Below are 17,220 nucleotides of genomic sequence, written 5' to 3' on the forward strand. Positions count from 1 at the left end.
CCCGCCACCCGGTCCCCCGGGCGACCGGCGCCACCGGTCCCGACCGAAAGGCCATCCGTGTCCAGCTTCGAATACCCCGGCGAGTACTACGAGGTGATCCGCAAGGATTTCCGCGACCTCGCCGCCGAGACCGAGTTCCTCGCCTCGTACCTGCCCCCGGGCGGACGGGTGCTCGACATCGGCAGCGGCACCGGCAGCAACCTGCGCGCCCTCGCCGCGCTCGGCCACCCCGGCACCGGCCTCGACCAGAGCGAGGCCTTCACCGCCTACGCGATCACGGCCGCCGACCCGGGCTCCGCCGCGACCGCGTACGTGCACACCCGGGCCGAGGAGTTCACCACCGACGACCGGTTCGACCTGGTGTACAGCCTCTTCAGCACGCTGAACCAGCTGAGCCGGGCCGAGCTGCGGCAGCTGCTCACCACCGTCCTCGGCTGGCTCGCACCGGGCGGCCATGTCGTCATCGACATCGGCCACCTGCTCAACTTCGTCGACGGCTACCAGCCGAACATCATCGCCCACCACCAGGGCGACGACCTGCTGGTCACCCGCCTGGCCCGGCAGTCCGTGCACGCCCACCGCGCGGTGTGGCGCAACGAGGAGACCATCATCGCCCGCGACGGCGAGGGCCGGGTCTCCATGTACGCCAACTTCTTCGACCAGACCGTCTTCACCGCACCCGAGGTGCGCGACCTGCTGGTCGACGCCGGATTCGAGGTCGTCGCCGAGTACGGCGGCTTCCGCAAGGAGCCCGGGCCGCGGATCGGCCGGGGCCCGCTCCTCTTCGTCGCCCGCGCCGCCGCCGATGCCCAGGAGGCCGCCGCATGACCGCGCCCGCCATCCCCGCCCCCGCCACCGAGCTGCCGCAGGACGCCGTCCTGGACGGCGGCCCGGCCCCGGCACTGCTGGTCGCCGACCTCGGCCAGGCCCTGGTGCGTGCCGCCGCCCGCAGCGACGCCGGACAGATCCACATCATCCGCCAGGACGGCTCCGACCTCGCCTTCGGCTACCCCGAACTCCTCGACGGCGCCCGCCGGATCCTCGCCGGGCTGCGCGCCGGCGGGGCCCGCCCGGGCGAGCGGGTGCTGCTCCAGGTCCGCCACGAACCCGACCTGCTGGCCGCCTTCTGGGCCGCGGTGCTCGGCGGCCTGGTGCCGATCCCGGTGCCGCCCGGCTCCGCCGAGGAACCGGAGGCCGCCGCCCGCCAGTTGGAGTGGATCTGGGCCGGCTACCGGCAGCCGTGGGTGGTCGTCGGCGACGACGGCCCCGGGCCCGCCGCCGCCATGACCGACAGCGGCCGCTGGCTCGGCCGCACCGGCGACCTGCGCGGCCACGCCCCGGCCGAGGACCTGCACCGGGCCGACCCGGACGACCTCGCGGTGCTGCTGCTGACCTCCGGCAGCACCGGCGTGCCGAAGGCCGTCGCGCTCACCCACCGCAACATCCTGGCCCGCTCGGCCGCCACCGCGGCCGTCCGCAAGCTCGACGTCACCAGCCGCTCGTTCAACTGGATGCCGCTCGACCACATCGGCGGCCTGGTCATGTTCCACGCCCGCGACGTGCTGCTCGGGTGCACCCAGGTGCACGCCCGGACGCCGTGGATCCTCGCCGACCCGACCCGCTGGTTCGACCAGATCTCCCGGCACCGCTGCGACACCACCTGGGCGCCGAACTTCGCGTTCGGCCTGGTCAACGACCGGGCCGCGGAGATCGCCGGCCGGGACTGGGACCTGCGCAGCCTGCGCTACATCATGAACGGCGGCGAGTCGGTCAAGGCCCGGGTGATCCGCCGCTTCCTGGACCTGCTGGCCCCCTTCGGCCTCCCCCGGGCCGCCATGCACCCCGGCTGGGGCATGTCGGAGACCTCGGCCGGAGTCGTCGACTTCGTCTTCGACCCGGACACCATGGGCGACGAGCGCTTCGTCCCGGTCGGCCGTCCGCACCCGGGCGTCCGGCTGCGGATCGTCGACGAGCACGACGGCCCGCTGCCCGTCGGCACCGTCGGCCGGCTCCAGGTCACCGGCGACCCGGTGTTCTCCGGCTACTACGAGAACCCGGAGCAGAACGCCAAGTCCTTCACCGCGGACGGCTGGTTCCGCTCCGGCGACCTCGCCGTCATCGAGGACGGCATCCTGACCGTGACCGGCCGGGTGGACGACCTGATCCAGCTCAACGGCGCCGAGTACCACGGCCACGAGATCGAGGCCCTGGTCGAGGAACTCCCCTTCGTCGAGCCGTCGTTCACCGTGGTCTCGCCGTGCACCGAGCCGGCCGGGGGCCGCGAGGAGCTGGTGGTCTTCTACCACCCGCGCGGCGACGTCACGCCGGCCGAGGCCGACCACCGGATCCGCGACCTGGTCGCGGACCGGTACGGCGTCCGGCTCGGCGCCGTGGTGACCCTGGACCGCGCGGACGTACCCAAGACCGGCATCGGCAAGCTGCGACGCGCCGAACTCCGCAAGCGCCACGAGGCCGGGACCGCCGGACCGGCCGCCCACGCCTGACCCCGCACCCGCACGCCCGTGCGACGAGGACAGGGGAGCGGCCCCCGGACGCAGGAACCGGACGGGGGCCGCTCGCGTGTCCGCTCGCCCGTCCGCTCGGGGCCGTCCCACGACCTGGACCGGGCCGCAGGGGTTGGCCCGCGAACCGTACGGTACGGTACGTGAATTCCCGGGGACCGGCCTGAACGGGAGGAAGCCGATGGCTCAACAGGAGCGCGCAAGGCGCACCTACGAGGCTGTACTCGACGCTGCTGCACGGGAGTTCGCCGTGCACGGCTACGCCAACACCAACCTGGGACACGTCGCGTCGAGCACCGGCGTGACCAAGGGCGCGCTCTACGGGCACTTCTCCTCGAAGGAGGAGCTGGCCGCCGCGCTCATCCAACACCTCGACGACGCGTGGAAACTGATCGAGGACGGGGTCGGCGACCACCCCGTCTCGCCCGTCCAGACCCTCAAGGACGTCACCTGCGCACTGGTCGCCCGGCTGCACCGGGACATCCGGGTCAACGCCGCCCTGCGCCTGCTGCTGGAGGAGGCCCAGGCCGTCCGGCGCACGCCGGCCTTCGTGTCGGACGTGGAACGCACACTGCTGCGCCTGGTGGTCCAGGCGCAGCAGTCGGGTGAGCTGGACGCCGACTATCCGGCGGCTCCGGTGGCCCAGTTGATGACCACGGTGATCTTCGGTGCGCACTACCTCGGTTCGGTGCGCGAGGAGTTGGACCTGATCACCCGGGTGCGGTCCGCCTGGGACGTGCTGCTGCCCGCCCTCGGCGCCTGCTGGGAGCCCTGAGCGGCGGACGGCGCGGGGCGGCCCGCCGGCGGGAGCCGTACCGGGCCCCGCTGGGCGGGCAGTGCCAGCGCCGTCCGGACGCCCGGACGACCGGGGAGATCCGGCCCGGCGTCGGGGCGGCCCAGCGGACCGCGCTCGGGCCGGCGGCCGGCCAGCCGGTCGGCCGCACCCGCCACCTCGCGCTGGGCCAGGTCGGCGAGCGCGACGATCCGCTCGGCCACCGGCCGCAGCCGCTGCCCGCTCTCGGTCAGGGAGATCCGCCGGCCCCTGCGGTCGAACAGCACCGCGCCGAGCGATGCCTCCAGGTGCTGGATCTGCGCCGTCACGCTGGACTGCGCGTAGTTCAGCTTCTTCGCCGCTCGGGTGAAGCTCAGCTCGCTCGACACCTCGAGGAACGACCGCAGGTGTTGGAGTTCCATCAGCTCTCCTCGGGAGCCTTTCGCCAGTCGGCGCGGAAGACGAGGTCCGCGTCCGTGATCACCTGGCCGTCCTGGACGGCCTGGGCGTTGACGAGCCGCTCCGCGCCGAGGCCCGCGACCGCACGGTCCGCGCCCGCCCGCGGCGGCTCGGCCTCCCGGGCGTCGAGCTCGATGTCGGAGCCGAACTCGCCGTACGCGTGGAAGCCCACCCGCATGGCGGAGAGCACTCCGCCGGCCAGCGGTGCCCGGTCGGCGACGGCCAGCAGGCCGCACTGCTTGAGCGCCTCCAGCATCAGCACGGCCTGCACGTGGTCGGAGCCGTGGTCGAAGAAGGTGGGATGGCTCTGGTCGATGCGAAGCCGCCAGCGGCCGTGCCCTCGGGCCGGCCGGCGGCGAGAACGATGTCGGCCGCCCGGCGCCGGCCGACGGCGGCGGGACGGACGGCGATCGGCGGCGGACAGTGGTCCGGCGGGGCCGATCTGCCTCGGCTGCGGCCGAGCCGCTGGTAAATCCTTCGGTCAAGGATCTCCCCGTGCATCGAGACCGTGGCACAGGGCCGGGCTCCATCCGCGTAGACCACCGTCCTGGTAAGGACCGGCATGCGCAACCCCCTTACCCCCGACGGAAGTTCGATGTCCGTTCCGAGGGTCACCTCCTGCGGGCCGGCGGCGCAGCCGCCGAGCGGGTCGAGATCGGTGATGCGGAACTCCATCGAGCGCACCAGGAACGGCACGTCCAGCGGCACCCCGTAGTACTCGTGGAACACGAGAATGGAGGCCTGACGTGCGGTTTCCACGATCACCATGGCGTCGGTCAGGCCACCTGGGCCGGACTGGAACACCGCGTGGTCGCGGGGCCACTGGGCGGCGATCAGGAAGCGGTCGCTGGAGACGCGTTCGGAGTCCGTGAGGAAAACCTCGGAGACCGCCGACTTGTGCACCAACTTCCGCGATACGGTCCGGTGGTAGTCGAGTTGGGCCGCTGCGCGCGGCGCCGGGACGGTGTCAGCTGCAATCTGGCGGGCCGGTGCGAGTGTGTCCATGGCAAGCCTCCCCCACAGGGCTGTGAACAATCTGGCTCTAGCCAAAGTCCAGGCTCGGACTAGAAAAAATATACCTACGAGAAGGTATGTTGCCAAGCCTTATGTGGTCGGTAAGGTGAGGCTCCGTCAGGGAGTTGTGGCGCTCCACACGCGGCATGCACACGGAAAACACGCACCGCCACCCGGATCGAGGTCTCGCCAGGAGGCCTCGCGGAGCGGCGGTGCGGAGGGTGCGGCGGCCGGGTGCCACGCCCCGCCGTGGTCGGGGCGCTGCCTGCCGATCAGGCCGGGAGCAGCAGATCCAGTAGCTCGTCGACCCGCTCGACGACGTCCATTCGGTCGTGAAGGACCCACGAGACATGCTGGACCCCGAAGAAGGCGGCGACCAGGACCCGCGCCATGGTGGTCGGCTCGCTGCCGGGCGGCAGCTGGCCGGCGTCCGCGGCACGGGTCAGCAGCAGGGTGACGTAGGCGACGTAGTCGATGAACGGCAGCGGCAGCTCGGTGTCGATGACGGCCTGCTCGGCCTGCAGCCGCACCGCGGCGCGGGCCACGGCGTCGTCGCGCAGGCGCCGGGCGGTTCCGCGGGTGAGCTCCCTGACCGCCTGGAGCGGCGGGAGCTGGGGGTCTATCACGGCCGAGGCGTTCCGGGTGGCGGCCAGGTAGAAGGTCTCCACCAGCTCGACCGCCATCGCCTCCTTGTTGGGGAAGTGGAAGTACACCGCTCCCTTGGTGGCCCCGGCGAGTTCGGCGATCTCCTGGATGGTGACAGACTGGAAGCCCTTGCGCGCGAACAGCTCGGCCGCTGCCTCCAGCACCGTCGCCCGGGTGCGGACGGCCCTCGCCTGCTTGGGGGCCCGGGCCGCTCGGCCGCCGTCCGCCTGAAGCTCGTGCCCTCCGGTGTCGGTGTGGTCGCCATCGCTCAACCCTCCAGAGGGGCCCCGGGCCCAGGTCGTACGTGAGGTTTCCGGAAATCATAACGTCACGAAGGTATGTTCCGGAACCGTGCGGTCGTTCGACATCGCACCAGCCCCGGGCCGGGCGCGCCGTGCGCACGCGGACCCGCGGCCCGCCCCGCCGGCCGGACCTCGCCGCCGGCAGCCCGGACGAGGCCGTCGCCCCGCCGGTCCACCGGCCCGGAACAGCACAGCCCCGAGGCCGATCCGGCCCTGGGACACCGCCGTCCATCCTGGGGGATTCCGTGACCACCGCACACCGTGCGCCAGAGCAGCAGGACCAGCACACCCGGCCCACTGCGCCCGACCGGCCCACTGCGCCCGCGCCGGCCGCCGCAGCCGCCCGCACGCCCGACGGAGGGCCCCGGCCCACCGCCGCGGGCGCCGCCGGGCTGACCGCCGCCACCACGCGGGTGCTCGGCACCGCCGCGGACCTCGCGGCGATCGGCGAGCAGCAGTACGGGCTGGCCGCCGAGGCCGCGCTCGCCACCACCCGCGCCGGCTTCGCCCGGCACTTCGTCCCGGCCCGGTTCGGCGGTGCCGAGGGCACCTTCGGCGACCTGGTGGCGGCCTCCGCACGGCTCGCCGAGGGATGCACCTCGGCGGCCTGGTGGGCCGGCCTCCAGGCCGCCCACGGGCGGCTCGCCGCCTTCCTGCCCGAGCGCGGCCAGGAGGAGATCTGGCGTGACTGTCCCGACGTCCCGATCGCGGCCGCCCTGGTGCCGCCCGCCGGGTCGCTGACCCGGACCTCCGACGGCGTTGCCGTGCAGGGCCGCTGGCGGTCCGTCAGCGGCGTCGCAAACGCCGACTGGGTCCTGCTGGCCGTGCCCCATCCGGACGCGCTGCCGGGCGACTTCACCGTGGTGGCCGTGGAGCGGCGGGCCCTCACCGTGCACGAGACCTGGCGCAGCAACGGCCTGCGGGGCACCGGCAGTCACGACGTGGCACTGCCCGTTCCGGTGGCCGTGCCCGCGCACCGGTGCGTGCGGTTCATGGACATCGTCCGGCAGTCGGCCGAGCCGGGACGGGCGCGCTGCCACCGGGTGCCGCCCCGGCTGGTCGCGGGGCTGGCCTTCGCCGCGCCGGCCGTCGGCGCGGCCCGTTCGGCGCTGCGGGCGTGGGTCGGGCCGCCGGCCGGCGGCCAGCCGGGCGGGCGGGCCCGGCCGCTCAGCCCGCGCGGGGCGAGGTGCTGGCACGGGCCTCGGCCGAGATCGACATCGCCGGGACGCTGCTGGAGCAGGCGGCCGCCCGGGCCGACGAGGGGCCGGTCGACGAGCAGGTCGTGGCGCGCAACCTGCGCGACGTCGCGCTGGCGGTGGAGTCCGCCGTCGCCGCGGTGGAGCGGCTGTTCCGGACGGCCGGGGTGGCCGCCCAGCAGGAGGACTCGGTGCTGCAGCGGGCCTGGCGGGACGTGCACACCCTCGGCGCGCACGGCGCGCTCGACTGGGAGGCAGCCGCCGCCGAGTACGCCCGGACGCATCCGACCGCACCGGCCTGCTGACCCCCGGCCGCCCCGTCGGGCGGGGCGCCGCCCGGACACACGGCGGCGCCCCGGTGCGGACGGACCGCCGTCCGTCCGCACCGGGGCGCCCGCCCGGCGGCCGCGCGGCCTCAGCGGGCCGCGCCGGCCACGGCCCGGCAACCCTGCCGCAGGCCGGTCGCGAGCAGCCCGCTCCACCCGCCGAGACCGCTCAGCACGAAGAGGACCGCGACCGCGGCGAGCAGGGCGGTGGCCGGTCGGGCCCGGCCGTTCACGCCGGCGCGCCCGTCACGCGGACATCTCCTTGGGCAGCAGGAGGTCCCGGGCGAGCTGCGGCAGCATCTCGTCGAAGAGCGCCTGCCCGCGCAGCTCGCCGTCGAGGGTGTACGGGATGTCGTCGACCGGCACGACCAGTGCGGGCAGGGCTGGCACCAGCCGGGCGCAGGCCGCCCGGGCGGCCCGTTGGGTGCTCTGCTCGCGCTCCTGGTCGGCGGGGACGAAGGCGACCACCAGCAGCTCGCCGTAGTCCGGCACCTCGGCGATCAGGACGGCGGTCTGGCGGGCGGCGGGCAGCTCGCTGAGCGCCCGCTCCAGCGTGTGCAGCCGGGCGTCGAGGTCGAGCTCGGGCAGGTCGTCCTCGGGGCCGTACGGGGGAACGGACGCGCTCATGCGGGGATCTCCGTTGCTGACTGCTTGTCGAGGTGGATGTACAGGTTGACCAGCGGCATGATCTCGGTGAGCAGTTCGCGGCCGCGGATCGTTCCGGTCGGGCTGTACGGGACGGCGTCGACCGGGATGACGTGGGCGGAGATCCACGGCACCCGGCGGGCGCAGACGGCGCTGACGGCCCGGTAGGCGGCGCTCTCCAGATCCCGCGCGACGGGGACGAACGGCACCGCCAGGACGTCGCCGTGGTCGGGCACCCGGACCCGCAGGACGGCCAGGTCGCGCACGCCGGGCTGGTCCAGCAGCTCGGACTCCAGGCCGAAGAAGGCGCGCTCGCGATCGTCCGCCAGACCGGCCCGGACGGCCCCCGCGGTGCGGCCGGTGAGTTCGAGCCGGCCCTCGTAGTCGATCACCCCGTCGTCCCCGGTGAGCAGGAACGGCCGGGGCCCCTGGCCGTCGCCGAGGTCGACCAGGACGGAGGGCGCGGGCGCGTCGCCGTAGGCGTCCATCAACTGGTAGCTCGCGACCGCGACGCGGCCGCGCACACCCGGTGGCAGCGGGCGGTGCTCGCCGTCGAGGACGGCGATCCCGATGCCGGGCATGGCGCGGCCCGAGCGGCAGGGCGAGACGGCGAGCTCGTCCGGGCCGAGCACGGTGACCAGCCCGGTCTCGGTGGAGCCGTAGTAGTGGTGCACCACCGGGCCGAACCGGTCCCACGCCTCGTTCACGATCCAGCGGTTGAGGTGCTGGCCGCCGGTGAGCAGGAACCGCAGCCGGGAGGTGGCGCGCAGGTCGGCGGAGGCCGGGTGGGCGAGCAGCCGGGAGAGCACCGGCGGGACCATCAGGGTGGCGGTGACGCCCTCGTCCGTGACCAGCCGGCACATCTCGGCGAGGTCGTGGTACGGGCCGAGCACCACCGTGCCGCCGAGCGCGAAGAAGACCCGTGCCCAGCCGGGGCTGGAGGCGTGGTACATCGGCACGGTGACCAGGTAGACGTCGTCCTCGTCGAAGGCGAACTCGTCGACGAGCTCGGCCAGTCTGCGGGCCTCCGTGGCACGGCGGCGGACGATCAGGCGCGGCGCGCCGGCCGCGTCGTAGCCGACCGCGAACGACTCGTAGGGCTGGACCACGGGCGAGGTGGCGGCGGTCTGCGCGGCGGCCAGGGTGGAATAGGCCACCGGCTCGCCGGCCGCGGGCTCCGGCACGATCGGCTCGGGTGCGGCCAGCTCCTCGCCGACGCCGTGCAGATGGACCTGGAGGACGCCCTCGCGGTCGGCCCACCCGGAGGCGATCAGCAGCGGCCGGTGCAGCTTGCTGCTGACCACCACGGTGGGTTGGAGTTGCTCCAGGGCGGTCTCGGTGGCATCGGGCGAGGCCTCGAAGTCGAGGCCGGTGACCGGGACGCCCAGGGTCTCGAAGGCGGCCGTGGTGACGACCAGTTCCCAGCCGTTGCAGCAGAGGAAGGCGGCCCTGGCCGGGCGCCCGGGCGGCAGTACGGTGGCCAGCCCGCCGGCGACCTTGGCTATCTCGTCGGCCAGTTCGGACCAGGTGATCCGGCGGCCGCCGTCCACGAGCGCGACATGGTCGGGTCGTTCGGCGGCGTGCCGCAGGGCGTCTTGCAGCTTGATCATCTCAAACTCCGTTCCAGTGGGCTGGAGTCGGCCCGTTCGGATCCGTCGGTTGGGGCGCCGGGCCGGGGCCCGGCGGGCGCTGGGGAAGGTCGGGCTTCTGCTGCACGGTGGGCCGTCGGCTGCGCGGGCATATGACGGGACACCCGACCGATGGAAACAAACCTTCGAGAAGGTATCAATAGCCATCGGCAGATCCGATCCTCCTGACGGCCACCGGCAGGCGCCGTCCGCCGACTGCCTGCGACGCTCCGCACCGTGCGCGGAACGGCGACCGCCGGTGCGCGAAGACGCAACACCCCCGGAGCGCCGCTCACTAGCTTCAGCCGGGTACCGCCCCATCACAGCCCCGCCCCGGAAGGGAACTCCCCATGAAGCGCCGTCTCGTCGCCCTCGCCGCCGCTCTCGCGATCTCCGCCACCGGCGCCACCCTGGTCGCCGGCCAGGCCTCCGCGGACGACGGCACCACGGCCGCCACCGCCACGTCCGGCTACACCAGCCTGCCCCCGTTCGCGGGCAAGACCTACCTGATCACCGTCGACAACGGGAACGTGTACCGCAACACCTACTCGGCGGACGGCACCACGCTGCACTCCGAGACCGTCCAGGGCAGCGGGGTGGGCGAGAGCTTCGATGCCACACTGGCCACCGCCCAGGTCGGCTGGAACCTGTACTTCACCTCCTGGGTGGAGCCCAACGGCGTCACCGTCAGCCACGTCCTGAACTTCACCACCAACACGGTGAAGGTGTACTTCACCTTCGCCACCGCCACCGGCGGCCGCGCCGGCCAGCTGCACAACGCCACGCTGGCCCGCGTCTCCTGAGCCGCCCCTCCGGTCCCCCGGCGGTGCACCCGCCCCCGCCTTCCCCCGGGCGGTCCGCGGGTGCGCCGCCGGGCAGTGGTTGACTGGAAGGCATGAGCATTCACGAGAACCTGCTCGGCGGCCCCCCGCCGACCCACCTGCCGGCCGAGCCCGGTCCGCTGGAGGCGCTGGCCCAGGGCGCCTCGCCCTCCGAGGTCGCGGCGAAGTTCCCGACCTCCTCGCTCGCCTGGGCGCAGCTCGCCGACGACGCCTTCGCCGCCGGTCGGGTCGTGGAGTCCTACGCCTACGCCCGTACCGGCTACCACCGCGGGCTGGACTCGCTGCGCCGGGCCGGCTGGAAGGGCCACGGCCCCGTGCCGTGGGAGCACGAGCCGAACCGGGGCTTCCTGCGGGCCCTGCACGCGCTGGGCCGGGCCGCCGCGGCCATCGACGAGAAGGACGAGGCCGAGCGCTGCTCTCAGTTCCTGCGCGACAGCTCCCCCACCGCGGCCGGCATGCTCGGCTGACCTCGCCCGACCCCCGGTGCTCCCCGCGGCGCGACCGCCCGCGGGGAGCACTGCCCCCTGACCGCACGGGTGTTGCACGACAGTGACGTCCGCCGCACGGGACGCGGACGCGGGCCGGGCAGACTCTCCTCAGGGGCGCACGGTGCCCGGAGACCGCCGGACGGCGTCCGCCACCGCGCACCAGCCGTCGCACCGCTCCCGGGGGGACTGTCACCATGCCTGCGCGCAATCGCCGTTCGACCGCAACCGCCGCCGCACTCGTCGCCGCACTGACCACCGGCGGGATGCTGCTGCTCACCGCCTGCAACCCGGACGGCAGCGCCGACGCGGCCGCCCCGGGCTCCTCGGCGCAGCCGACCGCGACACCCACCGGGAAGCCGTCGTCCGCCCCCGCGCCGTCCCGCACCCTCAACGGCACCGCGGGCAGCCGACTGACCATCAGCACCGGGACGAGCAAGGTGGTGATGAACGGGACGGTGGTGGACTTCGGCACGGTCGTCCGGGACCTCGCCTGGTCGCCGAACGGGCGCAAGGCGGCGTTCATCGACGGCACCGGCAGCCTGGTGGTCTCGAACGCGGACGGCAGCGGCAAGGTCACCGTCGCGCACAACCCCGGCGGCCAGACCTGGTCGCACCCGGCCTGGCAGGTCACCACCACGGACAACGTCAACCACGTCGAGCCGCGCAACAACCTGTTCTTCGCGGTCGCCCAGGCCGGCGAGACAAAGCTGAAGAGCGTCGCGGCCACCGCGGTGAACGGCACCCCCGCCGTCCTGGGCCTCAACGCCGAAGCCGGCGACAACGTCGCGGCGGTGCCGCAGAGCGGCAACACCTGGCCGAACACCGGCGGCGACCACGGCACCGCCGTGTACGCACACACCCCGAGCGGATCGGTCTACATCCGCGACGACTACCTGCGCCAGCAGGGCGGCAAGGTCACCGAGGGCTCGCAGCCCGCGCTCTCGCCGAACTCCGAGGAGGTGGTCTTCGTGCGCTCGGTCGCCGGCCACGACCACGTGTTCGTGGCGCAGCTGGACGGCAGCACGCCGAAGGACCTCACCCCGCAGGCCGCGACGGACTACACCGAGCCGGCCTGGTCCCCGGACGGGAGGACGCTGGCCGTCCGGACGCCCGAGGGCATCGCCACGCTGCCGGCCGACGGCTCGAAGGCCCCCGTCCTGGTCTCCACCTACCCCGGTCTGCCCGCCTACCGGCCGGGTGGCTGACCGCCCGCGGTCCGGTCGATCTCGGCCCGGAGCTCGTCGAGGTGCACGTCGGCCGACTCGTGCGGCCGGAATTCGACGAGGTCGAGGAAGCGGAACAGCACCTGGGTCGCGGTGACCGCGTGCTCGTACTCGGCGAAGCCCACCACCGCCCCCGTGCCGCCCCGGACGGCGCCCCGCAGCACGTGCGCGGTCGCCTCGTCCGGGGCCGCGGCGGACAGCCCGCGCCGGGCGTTCGGCCGGGCCAGGTAGGGGCAGACCATCGACGCGTAGAGCATGCAGGCGCGGTGGCCCGGGCCCTCCGGGGTCGGCGCCAGGTTGCGGTACGGGCGGCCGGCGGCGAGGGCCTCGGCGACGGCCGCGGTCTCGGCCGGTCCGATCACCCGCCAGACCGGCCCGGCCGGCATCGGCGTCCCGCAGACCGAGCAGAGCCGGCGCCGGGCGCAGTCGGCACTGCGGGCGTGATCGGTGAGGGCGAACTGCGGTTCGCCGCCCTCCCAGGGGGTGATCGCCGGGACGGGGTAGCCGCGGCCGTCGCGGGGCCTGGCCCCGACCGCGGGCGGCTGGGGCACCATGTCGAAACGCACCCGCCATGCCTACCAGGTGGACGCCGGGCCGCACCACCGGCCCACCGGTTCCCGACCCTCCATGCATACCCGGTATGTGGACACCCGGGCCGCCCTCGTGCGAGGGTGGATCGGCGGTGGGGACGGATCGGATTGTCCGACTTACCGTCACGTCCTGTCGCCGACAAGAGAGCGAGTCCGTGCCAGCAGCCAACGGCACCCGGAGAGCAACCGCGCCGAGCAGCCGCCGCACCGCCGCCCGCAGGCGCCGCCGGCGGGCGCGTCGCCGCCTGGTCCTGGGCACCGGCCTGGTCTGCACGCTCGCCGTCCTCGGCGGCACGGCCTTCGTCCTGCTGAACGGCGGCGGCGACGGGAGCGGCAGCGGCCCGGTCACGCAGGCCCGGCCGATCCCCCGCTGGGCACCACCCGCAGCCCGGATCCGGCCCCCGCGGCCCCCAGTCCGTCCGCCAGCCCCTCCCCGAGCCCCAGTCCGAGCCCGACCGAGGTCAAGGAGAAGGGCAAGGGCACCTTCACCGCCGCCGGCTCGAACGGCTCCGCGGTCGGCCGCGGCGACATCCGGCGGTACAAGGTCGAGGTCGAGGACGGCATCGGGATCGACCCGCAGGCCGCCGCCGCCCAGGTGCAGGCGATCCTCGGTGACAAGCGGAGCTGGACGACGGACGGCAAGGACGGCTTCCGGCTGGTCTCCGACGGCACCTACGACTTCACCGTCAGGATCGCCTCGCCCGCCACCGTGGACCGGATATGCGGCGCCGGCGGCCTCGACACCAAGGGCGAGGTCAACTGCGACGTCGGCAAGCAGGTGATGGTCAACTCCAAGCGCTGGCTGACCGGTTCACCGCAGTTCTCGGGCTCGCTGGACGACTACCGCGCGCTGATCGTCAACCACGAGGTCGGGCACCGGATCGGCCACGGCCACGAGGGCTGCCCGGGCAAGGGCAAGCTCGCCCCCGCCATGATGCAGCAAATCTACGGCCTGAACGGCTGCCTGCCCAACGCCTGGCCGTACACCGCAGACGGCGTCTACATCAGCGGTCCGAGCGTCCCCTGAGGCAGCGAGGCGGCGGTCGCGGCGCACCGGTTCAGTACCGGACCGCCGCGACACCCTCCGCCGTGCCCGCCACCAGCAGGCCGTCGGTCAGCGCCAGCGCCCAGACCGCGGAGCCGAACCGGACCTCCCGGACGTCCCCACCGGACGCCGGACGGATCCGCACCAGGCCGTCCGCCCAGCCCACCGCGACCACCGGGCCGTCCACCGTGTCGGCGGCCGCCAGCGCGCCGACCGCCGCCGGGCGGGCGTCGAAGGGCGCGGCCGAGGCCCCGGAGCCGGCCGCCGTCCACAGCCGGACCGTCCCGTCGAAGCCCCCGCTGACCAGCAGCTCGGAGGTGCCGGCCAGGGCGGTCACCGGGCCCTCGTGCAGCTTCTCCACCACCACGCCGTCGGCCCGCAGCCAGCACACGGTGCCGCTGTCGTCGGCCACCGCCGGAATCCCGGGGCCGTACACCGTCAGCACGCTCAGTTCGCCCTGGCAGGCCTCCGCCAGGGCATCCAGCGCCTGCCCCAGCGCGGCGGCCGCGGGTGCCCCTTCGTGGTCCGGCACCACCGAGGTGCCGCCGCGGGAGTCCAGCAGCAGCACCGAGCCGTCCGAGCCGACCGCCATGCCGCGCAGCGGACCGGGCTCGTCCCGGGCCACCCGGGCGAGCGGGCGGCCGCTCGCCGCGTCGACGGTGCGGATCACACCGGAGGGGTCGGCCAGCAGCAGCTGTCCCGCGTAGCGGGCCGCCCCGACGGCGAGGCCGGAGACCGGGCCGGGCCACCCGAACGACGAGTCCGGCCACATCGCCCAGACCGGCTGCCACGGGCCGGGCACGGCGGCGAGGCGTTCGACCGCGTCCGCGTCCATGCCGAGCAGCCGGGTGCGGAGCGCGGCGGCCCGCACCCCCGGATCGTCCTCGCCGACCAGGGCCGGCCCCGCGGTGGCCCAGGCCCGCGGCAGCGCGCCCTCCAGCCCGTCCAGGGCGGCGGTGACGGCCACCGGGTCCGCGTACACCAGCAGGTGGGGATCGCTGAGGAGGCTGTCCACCGACTCCTCGCGGGCTGCGGCCGTCCACAGCGCGCCCAGCAGCGCCGGGCCTGCCCCCGGCAGGTCCGGGGTGCCGTCCGGGTGTCTGGGCACCCGGCCGATCAGCTCGCGGCCGGAGGCGTGCCCGGGCCTCTCGGCGGGCCCGGTCGCCGCGCCCGGGCTGGGGTACCCGGACGGGTCGGCGCCCAGCCCGGCGGCCCAGTCGGCGTACCGCTCGCGGTCCGTCCACTGCGGCAGGTCGAGGTCGAGCACGGCCGGCCCGGCCACCGCGTCGCCGAAGGCGGCCGCCGCGGCGCCGCCGTCCGGCGCCTCGACCACCATCCGGACGTTCTCCAGCTCGACCATGGGTCGCAGGAGTTGCCCGACCAGCTGGGAGGGGTGGACGGCCCGTCCGAGATCCGGCACGCAGACCACGGTGCGGCCGCCGTCGTCGGCCAGCGCCGCGAGCAGGTCGTCCGGGGTACGGACGAGGTGGCCGAGCTGCCGCCCGAGCAGCCAGAGGGCGGCGTCGAAGGTGAGCCGCTCGCCGTCCAGCACCGCGCGCACCCGGCGGCCGTCCGGCGCCGCCGGGTCGGAGCCGGCCTCGGCGAGCCAGCGCAGCAGGTGGCTCTTGCCCGATCCGGGCGAGCCGGCGACCCGGCACAGACGCGGTGCGCGCTCGTCCGCCAGCCACCCGAGCAGGGCGCGCCCGGCAGGCCGGCGGCCCGCCCGGAGCGGCGGAATACGGTGCGCGTCGTCCCTCATGACCAGGTCCCCTCGTTGCCGACGACAGGCTTATGAGCTTACTTACCGCCCGTCACCCGCCGGACACACCACCCCCGGCCGGGCCCCGACCGGGCGTCAGCCCATCACCGGCAGCCACTCCCCCATCCGGGACTCCGCCCACCCGGGCAGGCCGCTCGCGTCCGCCCAGGCCAACCGCCCGGTGGCGAGCCGGATCCAGGTGAGCGTGTCCGCTTGGACGGCGCCGTCCGCGGCGTCCGCGCCGGCTGCCGCGTCCGCCGGCCGCTGCTCGGCCGCCGCGGCGTGCAGCAGCCGGGCCACGGCGTCCACCGCGCGCCCGTCGTGCGGGAAGTCCGCAGTGCCGAGTGCGGCCGCCAGATCGTCGGCGTGCACCACCGTCTCCACCAGCCGGGTCACCAGGTAGTCGTCGAGCAGCATCGGGCCGAACCGCATCGCGATCCGGCGGCCGGGCTCCGCGGCCGCGGGCCCGGCCAGCACCCGCAGCAGCGCGTCCGCGGCCACGTCGAACTCCTCGGCCACCGCCGCGGGAGGACCGGCGAACGCGTCCGCGGCGTACTCCTGGACGCCCGCCTTGATGGTCGCCGCGGCCGTCCTGGTGATGCCGACCCACGCCACCAGGGCGAGCGGCTCGCCCTCCGGCACGGGCGCGTCCAGGTAGCGCGGCACCCAGTCCAGCACGATGCCCAGATGGGCGACCAACTCACGGACCGTCCAGCCGTCCAGCCGGGTCGGCAGGTCCAACTCCGCGGCAGTCAGGGCGTGCACGGTCGAACGCAGTGCCTCGACCTGTCCGGCCAGCGCCGCGCGGACGGTCAACGGGTCGTTGCGGTAGGCGATTTCCTCGGGAAGCGGCATACCCGGAGCGTATCGCGCACGATCAGCCCAGCAGCGGCAGCAGCGCGCCCAGATCGCTGCGCTCCCCGCTCGCGGCCACCACGGCGGCCTCCACCGCCTCGGCCCACGGCGTCCGGCCGGTGGCCAGCGAGATCCACGTTCGCGGGTCGGTCTCGACCACGTTCGGCGGGGTGCCCCGGGTGTGCCGCGGCCCCTCGACCGCCTGCACCACCGCGTACGGCGGGACCCGCAGTTCGACGGCACCGCCCGGGAACCGGTCGGCGAAGGCGTCCGCCAGGAGCCGGGTCACCGCCGCCACCGCCTGCCGGTCGTGGGGGAAGTCCGCCGTGCCGAGCGCGGCCGCCAGGTCGTCGGCGTGCACCACCGTCTCCACCAGCCGGGTCACCAGGAAGTCGGTGAAGGCCATCGAGCCGAGCCGGATCTCGAACCGCCGCCCGGGCTCGGCGGCCTCCGGCGCCGCCAGCAGGGCGAGCAGGGCATCGGCCTCCGCCGCGAAGGCGGTGGCCACCTGTGCGGGGGCCCCGTCGAAGGCGAGCGCGGCGTGCTGCCGGGTGCCCGCATCCAGCAGCGGGGCGAGCCCGCCGACCCCCGCGACCCAGGCGTTCAGGCTCAGCTCGGGCTTGCCGATGAGGGGTTCGGCGAAGTGCCGGGGCGTCCAGCCGACCTGCAGGGCAAGGTGCGCGACCAGCTCCCGCACCGTCCAGTCGCCCAGCCGGGTCGGCCGGGCGAGCTGCTCGGCGGTGAGGCCGCCCACCGCCTCCCGGAGCGCCGCGGTCTGCTCGGCCAGCGCGGCGCGGACCTTGGCCGGGTCGTAGGTGCGGGCGCGGGAACGGCTCTTGGGCGGCATACCCGGCAGCGTACGCCGAGGGGCGGCCGGCGCCGAGGCACCGGCCGCCCCTCGGACGGAGA

The 17,220-nt window shown here is 74.9% G+C and carries 19 protein-coding genes; 8 read left to right on the forward strand and 11 right to left on the reverse strand.

All coding sequences use genetic code 11. The features are described from left to right. The first annotated feature begins 57 nt into the window (after positions 1 to 57). The 3 genes from ABEB13_RS20785 (at position 58) to ABEB13_RS20795 (ending at position 3,297) form a co-directional block, all read left to right on the forward strand. Positions 58 to 828: a class I SAM-dependent methyltransferase gene (locus tag ABEB13_RS20785; RefSeq protein WP_345706702.1), complete on the forward strand. Its 771-nt coding sequence runs from the start codon at positions 58 to 60 to the stop codon at positions 826 to 828. Continuing rightward, a complete protein-coding gene (locus ABEB13_RS20790; protein ID WP_345706703.1) occupies positions 825 to 2,504 on the forward strand; it encodes an AMP-binding protein in 1,680 nt (559 codons plus the stop codon). Before ABEB13_RS20785 ends, ABEB13_RS20790 begins: the two co-directional genes overlap by 4 nt. Before the next feature lie 199 nt (positions 2,505 to 2,703). Further along, positions 2,704 to 3,297, forward strand: a complete 594-nt coding sequence (locus ABEB13_RS20795; protein ID WP_345706704.1) for a TetR family transcriptional regulator — start codon at positions 2,704 to 2,706, stop codon at positions 3,295 to 3,297. Here the strand turns inward: ABEB13_RS20795 and ABEB13_RS20800 are convergent. The 4 genes from ABEB13_RS20800 to ABEB13_RS20815 form a co-directional block, all read right to left on the reverse strand. Next, on the reverse strand, positions 3,198 to 3,716 hold the full coding sequence (locus tag ABEB13_RS20800) for a LysR family transcriptional regulator (RefSeq protein ID WP_345706705.1): 519 nt from the start codon (positions 3,714 to 3,716) through the stop codon (positions 3,198 to 3,200). The genes ABEB13_RS20795 and ABEB13_RS20800 overlap by 100 nt on opposite strands. Beyond that, positions 3,716 to 4,069 (reverse strand): AfsA-related hotdog domain-containing protein, encoded by a 354-nt coding sequence (locus ABEB13_RS20805; protein ID WP_345709750.1) that lies wholly within the window; start codon positions 4,067 to 4,069, stop codon positions 3,716 to 3,718. The genes ABEB13_RS20800 and ABEB13_RS20805 overlap by 1 nt, the downstream gene beginning before the upstream one ends. Beyond that, a complete protein-coding gene (locus ABEB13_RS20810) occupies positions 4,009 to 4,758 on the reverse strand; it encodes an AfsA-related hotdog domain-containing protein (RefSeq protein ID WP_345706706.1) in 750 nt (249 codons plus the stop codon). The genes ABEB13_RS20805 and ABEB13_RS20810 overlap by 61 nt, the downstream gene beginning before the upstream one ends. Positions 4,759 to 5,039: 281 nt before the next feature. Further along, complete coding sequence (locus ABEB13_RS20815) at positions 5,040 to 5,684, reverse strand: ScbR family autoregulator-binding transcription factor (RefSeq protein WP_345706707.1); 645 nt, start codon at positions 5,682 to 5,684, stop codon at positions 5,040 to 5,042. 1,147 nt (positions 5,685 to 6,831) lie between these two features. Here ABEB13_RS20815 and ABEB13_RS20820 point away from each other — a divergent pair. After that, the gene (locus ABEB13_RS20820) at positions 6,832 to 7,215 is read left to right on the forward strand and encodes an acyl-CoA dehydrogenase family protein (RefSeq protein WP_345706708.1); all 384 of its coding nucleotides are present in this window, start codon (positions 6,832 to 6,834) and stop codon (positions 7,213 to 7,215) included. 110 nt (positions 7,216 to 7,325) lie between these two features. Here ABEB13_RS20820 and ABEB13_RS20825 read toward each other — a convergent pair whose 3' ends face one another. The 3 genes from ABEB13_RS20825 to ABEB13_RS20835 are packed head-to-tail and all read right to left on the reverse strand — an operon-like array spanning position 7,326 to position 9,491. Next, positions 7,326 to 7,469: a hypothetical protein gene (locus ABEB13_RS20825; protein WP_345706709.1), complete on the reverse strand. Its 144-nt coding sequence runs from the start codon at positions 7,467 to 7,469 to the stop codon at positions 7,326 to 7,328. Positions 7,470 to 7,482: 13 nt separating this feature from the next. Beyond that, positions 7,483 to 7,863 (reverse strand): hypothetical protein, encoded by a 381-nt coding sequence (locus ABEB13_RS20830; RefSeq protein ID WP_345706710.1) that lies wholly within the window; start codon positions 7,861 to 7,863, stop codon positions 7,483 to 7,485. After that, positions 7,860 to 9,491 carry a class I adenylate-forming enzyme family protein gene (locus ABEB13_RS20835; RefSeq protein ID WP_345706711.1) on the reverse strand — a complete coding sequence of 544 codons (1,632 nt, stop codon included), beginning with the start codon at positions 9,489 to 9,491 and terminating at the stop codon, positions 7,860 to 7,862. The genes ABEB13_RS20830 and ABEB13_RS20835 overlap by 4 nt, the downstream gene beginning before the upstream one ends. A gap of 368 nt (positions 9,492 to 9,859) precedes the next feature. Here ABEB13_RS20835 and ABEB13_RS20840 point away from each other — a divergent pair, with 368 nt between their 5' ends. The 3 genes from ABEB13_RS20840 to ABEB13_RS20850 all read left to right on the forward strand — a co-directional run bounded on the left by ABEB13_RS20840 (position 9,860) and on the right by ABEB13_RS20850 (position 12,044). Then, entirely contained in the window at positions 9,860 to 10,312 is a 453-nt protein-coding gene (locus ABEB13_RS20840; RefSeq protein WP_345706712.1) for a MoaF-related domain-containing protein, read from the forward strand. 92 nt (positions 10,313 to 10,404) lie between these two features. Then, complete coding sequence (locus ABEB13_RS20845) at positions 10,405 to 10,818, forward strand: DUF3151 domain-containing protein (protein WP_345706713.1); 414 nt, start codon at positions 10,405 to 10,407, stop codon at positions 10,816 to 10,818. Positions 10,819 to 11,033: 215 nt separating this feature from the next. Further along, positions 11,034 to 12,044, forward strand: a complete 1,011-nt coding sequence (locus ABEB13_RS20850; RefSeq protein WP_345706714.1) for a TolB family protein — start codon at positions 11,034 to 11,036, stop codon at positions 12,042 to 12,044. Here ABEB13_RS20850 and ABEB13_RS20855 read toward each other — a convergent pair. Then, positions 12,026 to 12,628, reverse strand: a complete 603-nt coding sequence (locus ABEB13_RS20855; RefSeq protein ID WP_345706715.1) for a hypothetical protein — start codon at positions 12,626 to 12,628, stop codon at positions 12,026 to 12,028. The two genes, ABEB13_RS20850 and ABEB13_RS20855, sit on opposite strands and share 19 nt — an antisense overlap. A gap of 61 nt (positions 12,629 to 12,689) precedes the next feature. Between ABEB13_RS20855 and ABEB13_RS20860 the strand changes: the two genes are divergently transcribed. Continuing rightward, entirely contained in the window at positions 12,690 to 13,679 is a 990-nt protein-coding gene (locus ABEB13_RS20860; RefSeq protein ID WP_425559967.1) for a DUF3152 domain-containing protein, read from the forward strand. Between the two features lie 31 nt (positions 13,680 to 13,710). On the opposite strand, the gene ABEB13_RS20865 is transcribed toward ABEB13_RS20860, so the two are convergent. The 3 genes from ABEB13_RS20865 to ABEB13_RS20875 form a co-directional block, all read right to left on the reverse strand. Continuing rightward, a complete protein-coding gene (locus tag ABEB13_RS20865; RefSeq protein ID WP_345706716.1) occupies positions 13,711 to 15,456 on the reverse strand; it encodes a WD40 repeat domain-containing protein in 1,746 nt (581 codons plus the stop codon). Between the two features lie 96 nt (positions 15,457 to 15,552). Further along, the gene (locus ABEB13_RS20870; protein WP_345706717.1) at positions 15,553 to 16,311 is read right to left on the reverse strand and encodes a maleylpyruvate isomerase family mycothiol-dependent enzyme; all 759 of its coding nucleotides are present in this window, start codon (positions 16,309 to 16,311) and stop codon (positions 15,553 to 15,555) included. A 22-nt stretch (positions 16,312 to 16,333) separates the two neighbouring features. Then, positions 16,334 to 17,158, reverse strand: coding sequence for a maleylpyruvate isomerase family mycothiol-dependent enzyme (locus tag ABEB13_RS20875; protein ID WP_345706718.1), 825 nt, complete (start codon positions 17,156 to 17,158; stop codon positions 16,334 to 16,336). Positions 17,159 to 17,220 lie beyond the last annotated feature (62 nt).

This window comes from Kitasatospora paranensis (assembly GCF_039544005.1).
Lineage (GTDB): Bacteria > Actinomycetota > Actinomycetes > Streptomycetales > Streptomycetaceae > Kitasatospora > Kitasatospora paranensis.

Coding starts and splice junctions, on each gene's coding strand:
- ABEB13_RS20790 (WP_345706703.1), top strand. CDS start 825: ATGACCGCGCCCGCCATCCCCGCCCCCGCCACCGAGCTGCCGCAGGAC.
- ABEB13_RS20795 (WP_345706704.1), top strand. CDS start 2,704: ATGGCTCAACAGGAGCGCGCAAGGCGCACCTACGAGGCTGTACTCGAC.
- ABEB13_RS20800 (WP_345706705.1), bottom strand. CDS start 3,716: ATGGAACTCCAACACCTGCGGTCGTTCCTCGAGGTGTCGAGCGAGCTG.
- ABEB13_RS20810 (WP_345706706.1), bottom strand. CDS start 4,758: ATGGACACACTCGCACCGGCCCGCCAGATTGCAGCTGACACCGTCCCG.
- ABEB13_RS20830 (WP_345706710.1), bottom strand. CDS start 7,863: ATGAGCGCGTCCGTTCCCCCGTACGGCCCCGAGGACGACCTGCCCGAG.
- ABEB13_RS20835 (WP_345706711.1), bottom strand. CDS start 9,491: ATGATCAAGCTGCAAGACGCCCTGCGGCACGCCGCCGAACGACCCGAC.
- ABEB13_RS20840 (WP_345706712.1), top strand. CDS start 9,860: ATGAAGCGCCGTCTCGTCGCCCTCGCCGCCGCTCTCGCGATCTCCGCC.
- ABEB13_RS20845 (WP_345706713.1), top strand. CDS start 10,405: ATGAGCATTCACGAGAACCTGCTCGGCGGCCCCCCGCCGACCCACCTG.
- ABEB13_RS20850 (WP_345706714.1), top strand. CDS start 11,034: ATGCCTGCGCGCAATCGCCGTTCGACCGCAACCGCCGCCGCACTCGTC.
- ABEB13_RS20860 (WP_425559967.1), top strand. CDS start 12,690: ATGCATACCCGGTATGTGGACACCCGGGCCGCCCTCGTGCGAGGGTGG.
- ABEB13_RS20865 (WP_345706716.1), bottom strand. CDS start 15,456: ATGAGGGACGACGCGCACCGTATTCCGCCGCTCCGGGCGGGCCGCCGG.
- ABEB13_RS20870 (WP_345706717.1), bottom strand. CDS start 16,311: ATGCCGCTTCCCGAGGAAATCGCCTACCGCAACGACCCGTTGACCGTC.
- ABEB13_RS20875 (WP_345706718.1), bottom strand. CDS start 17,158: ATGCCGCCCAAGAGCCGTTCCCGCGCCCGCACCTACGACCCGGCCAAG.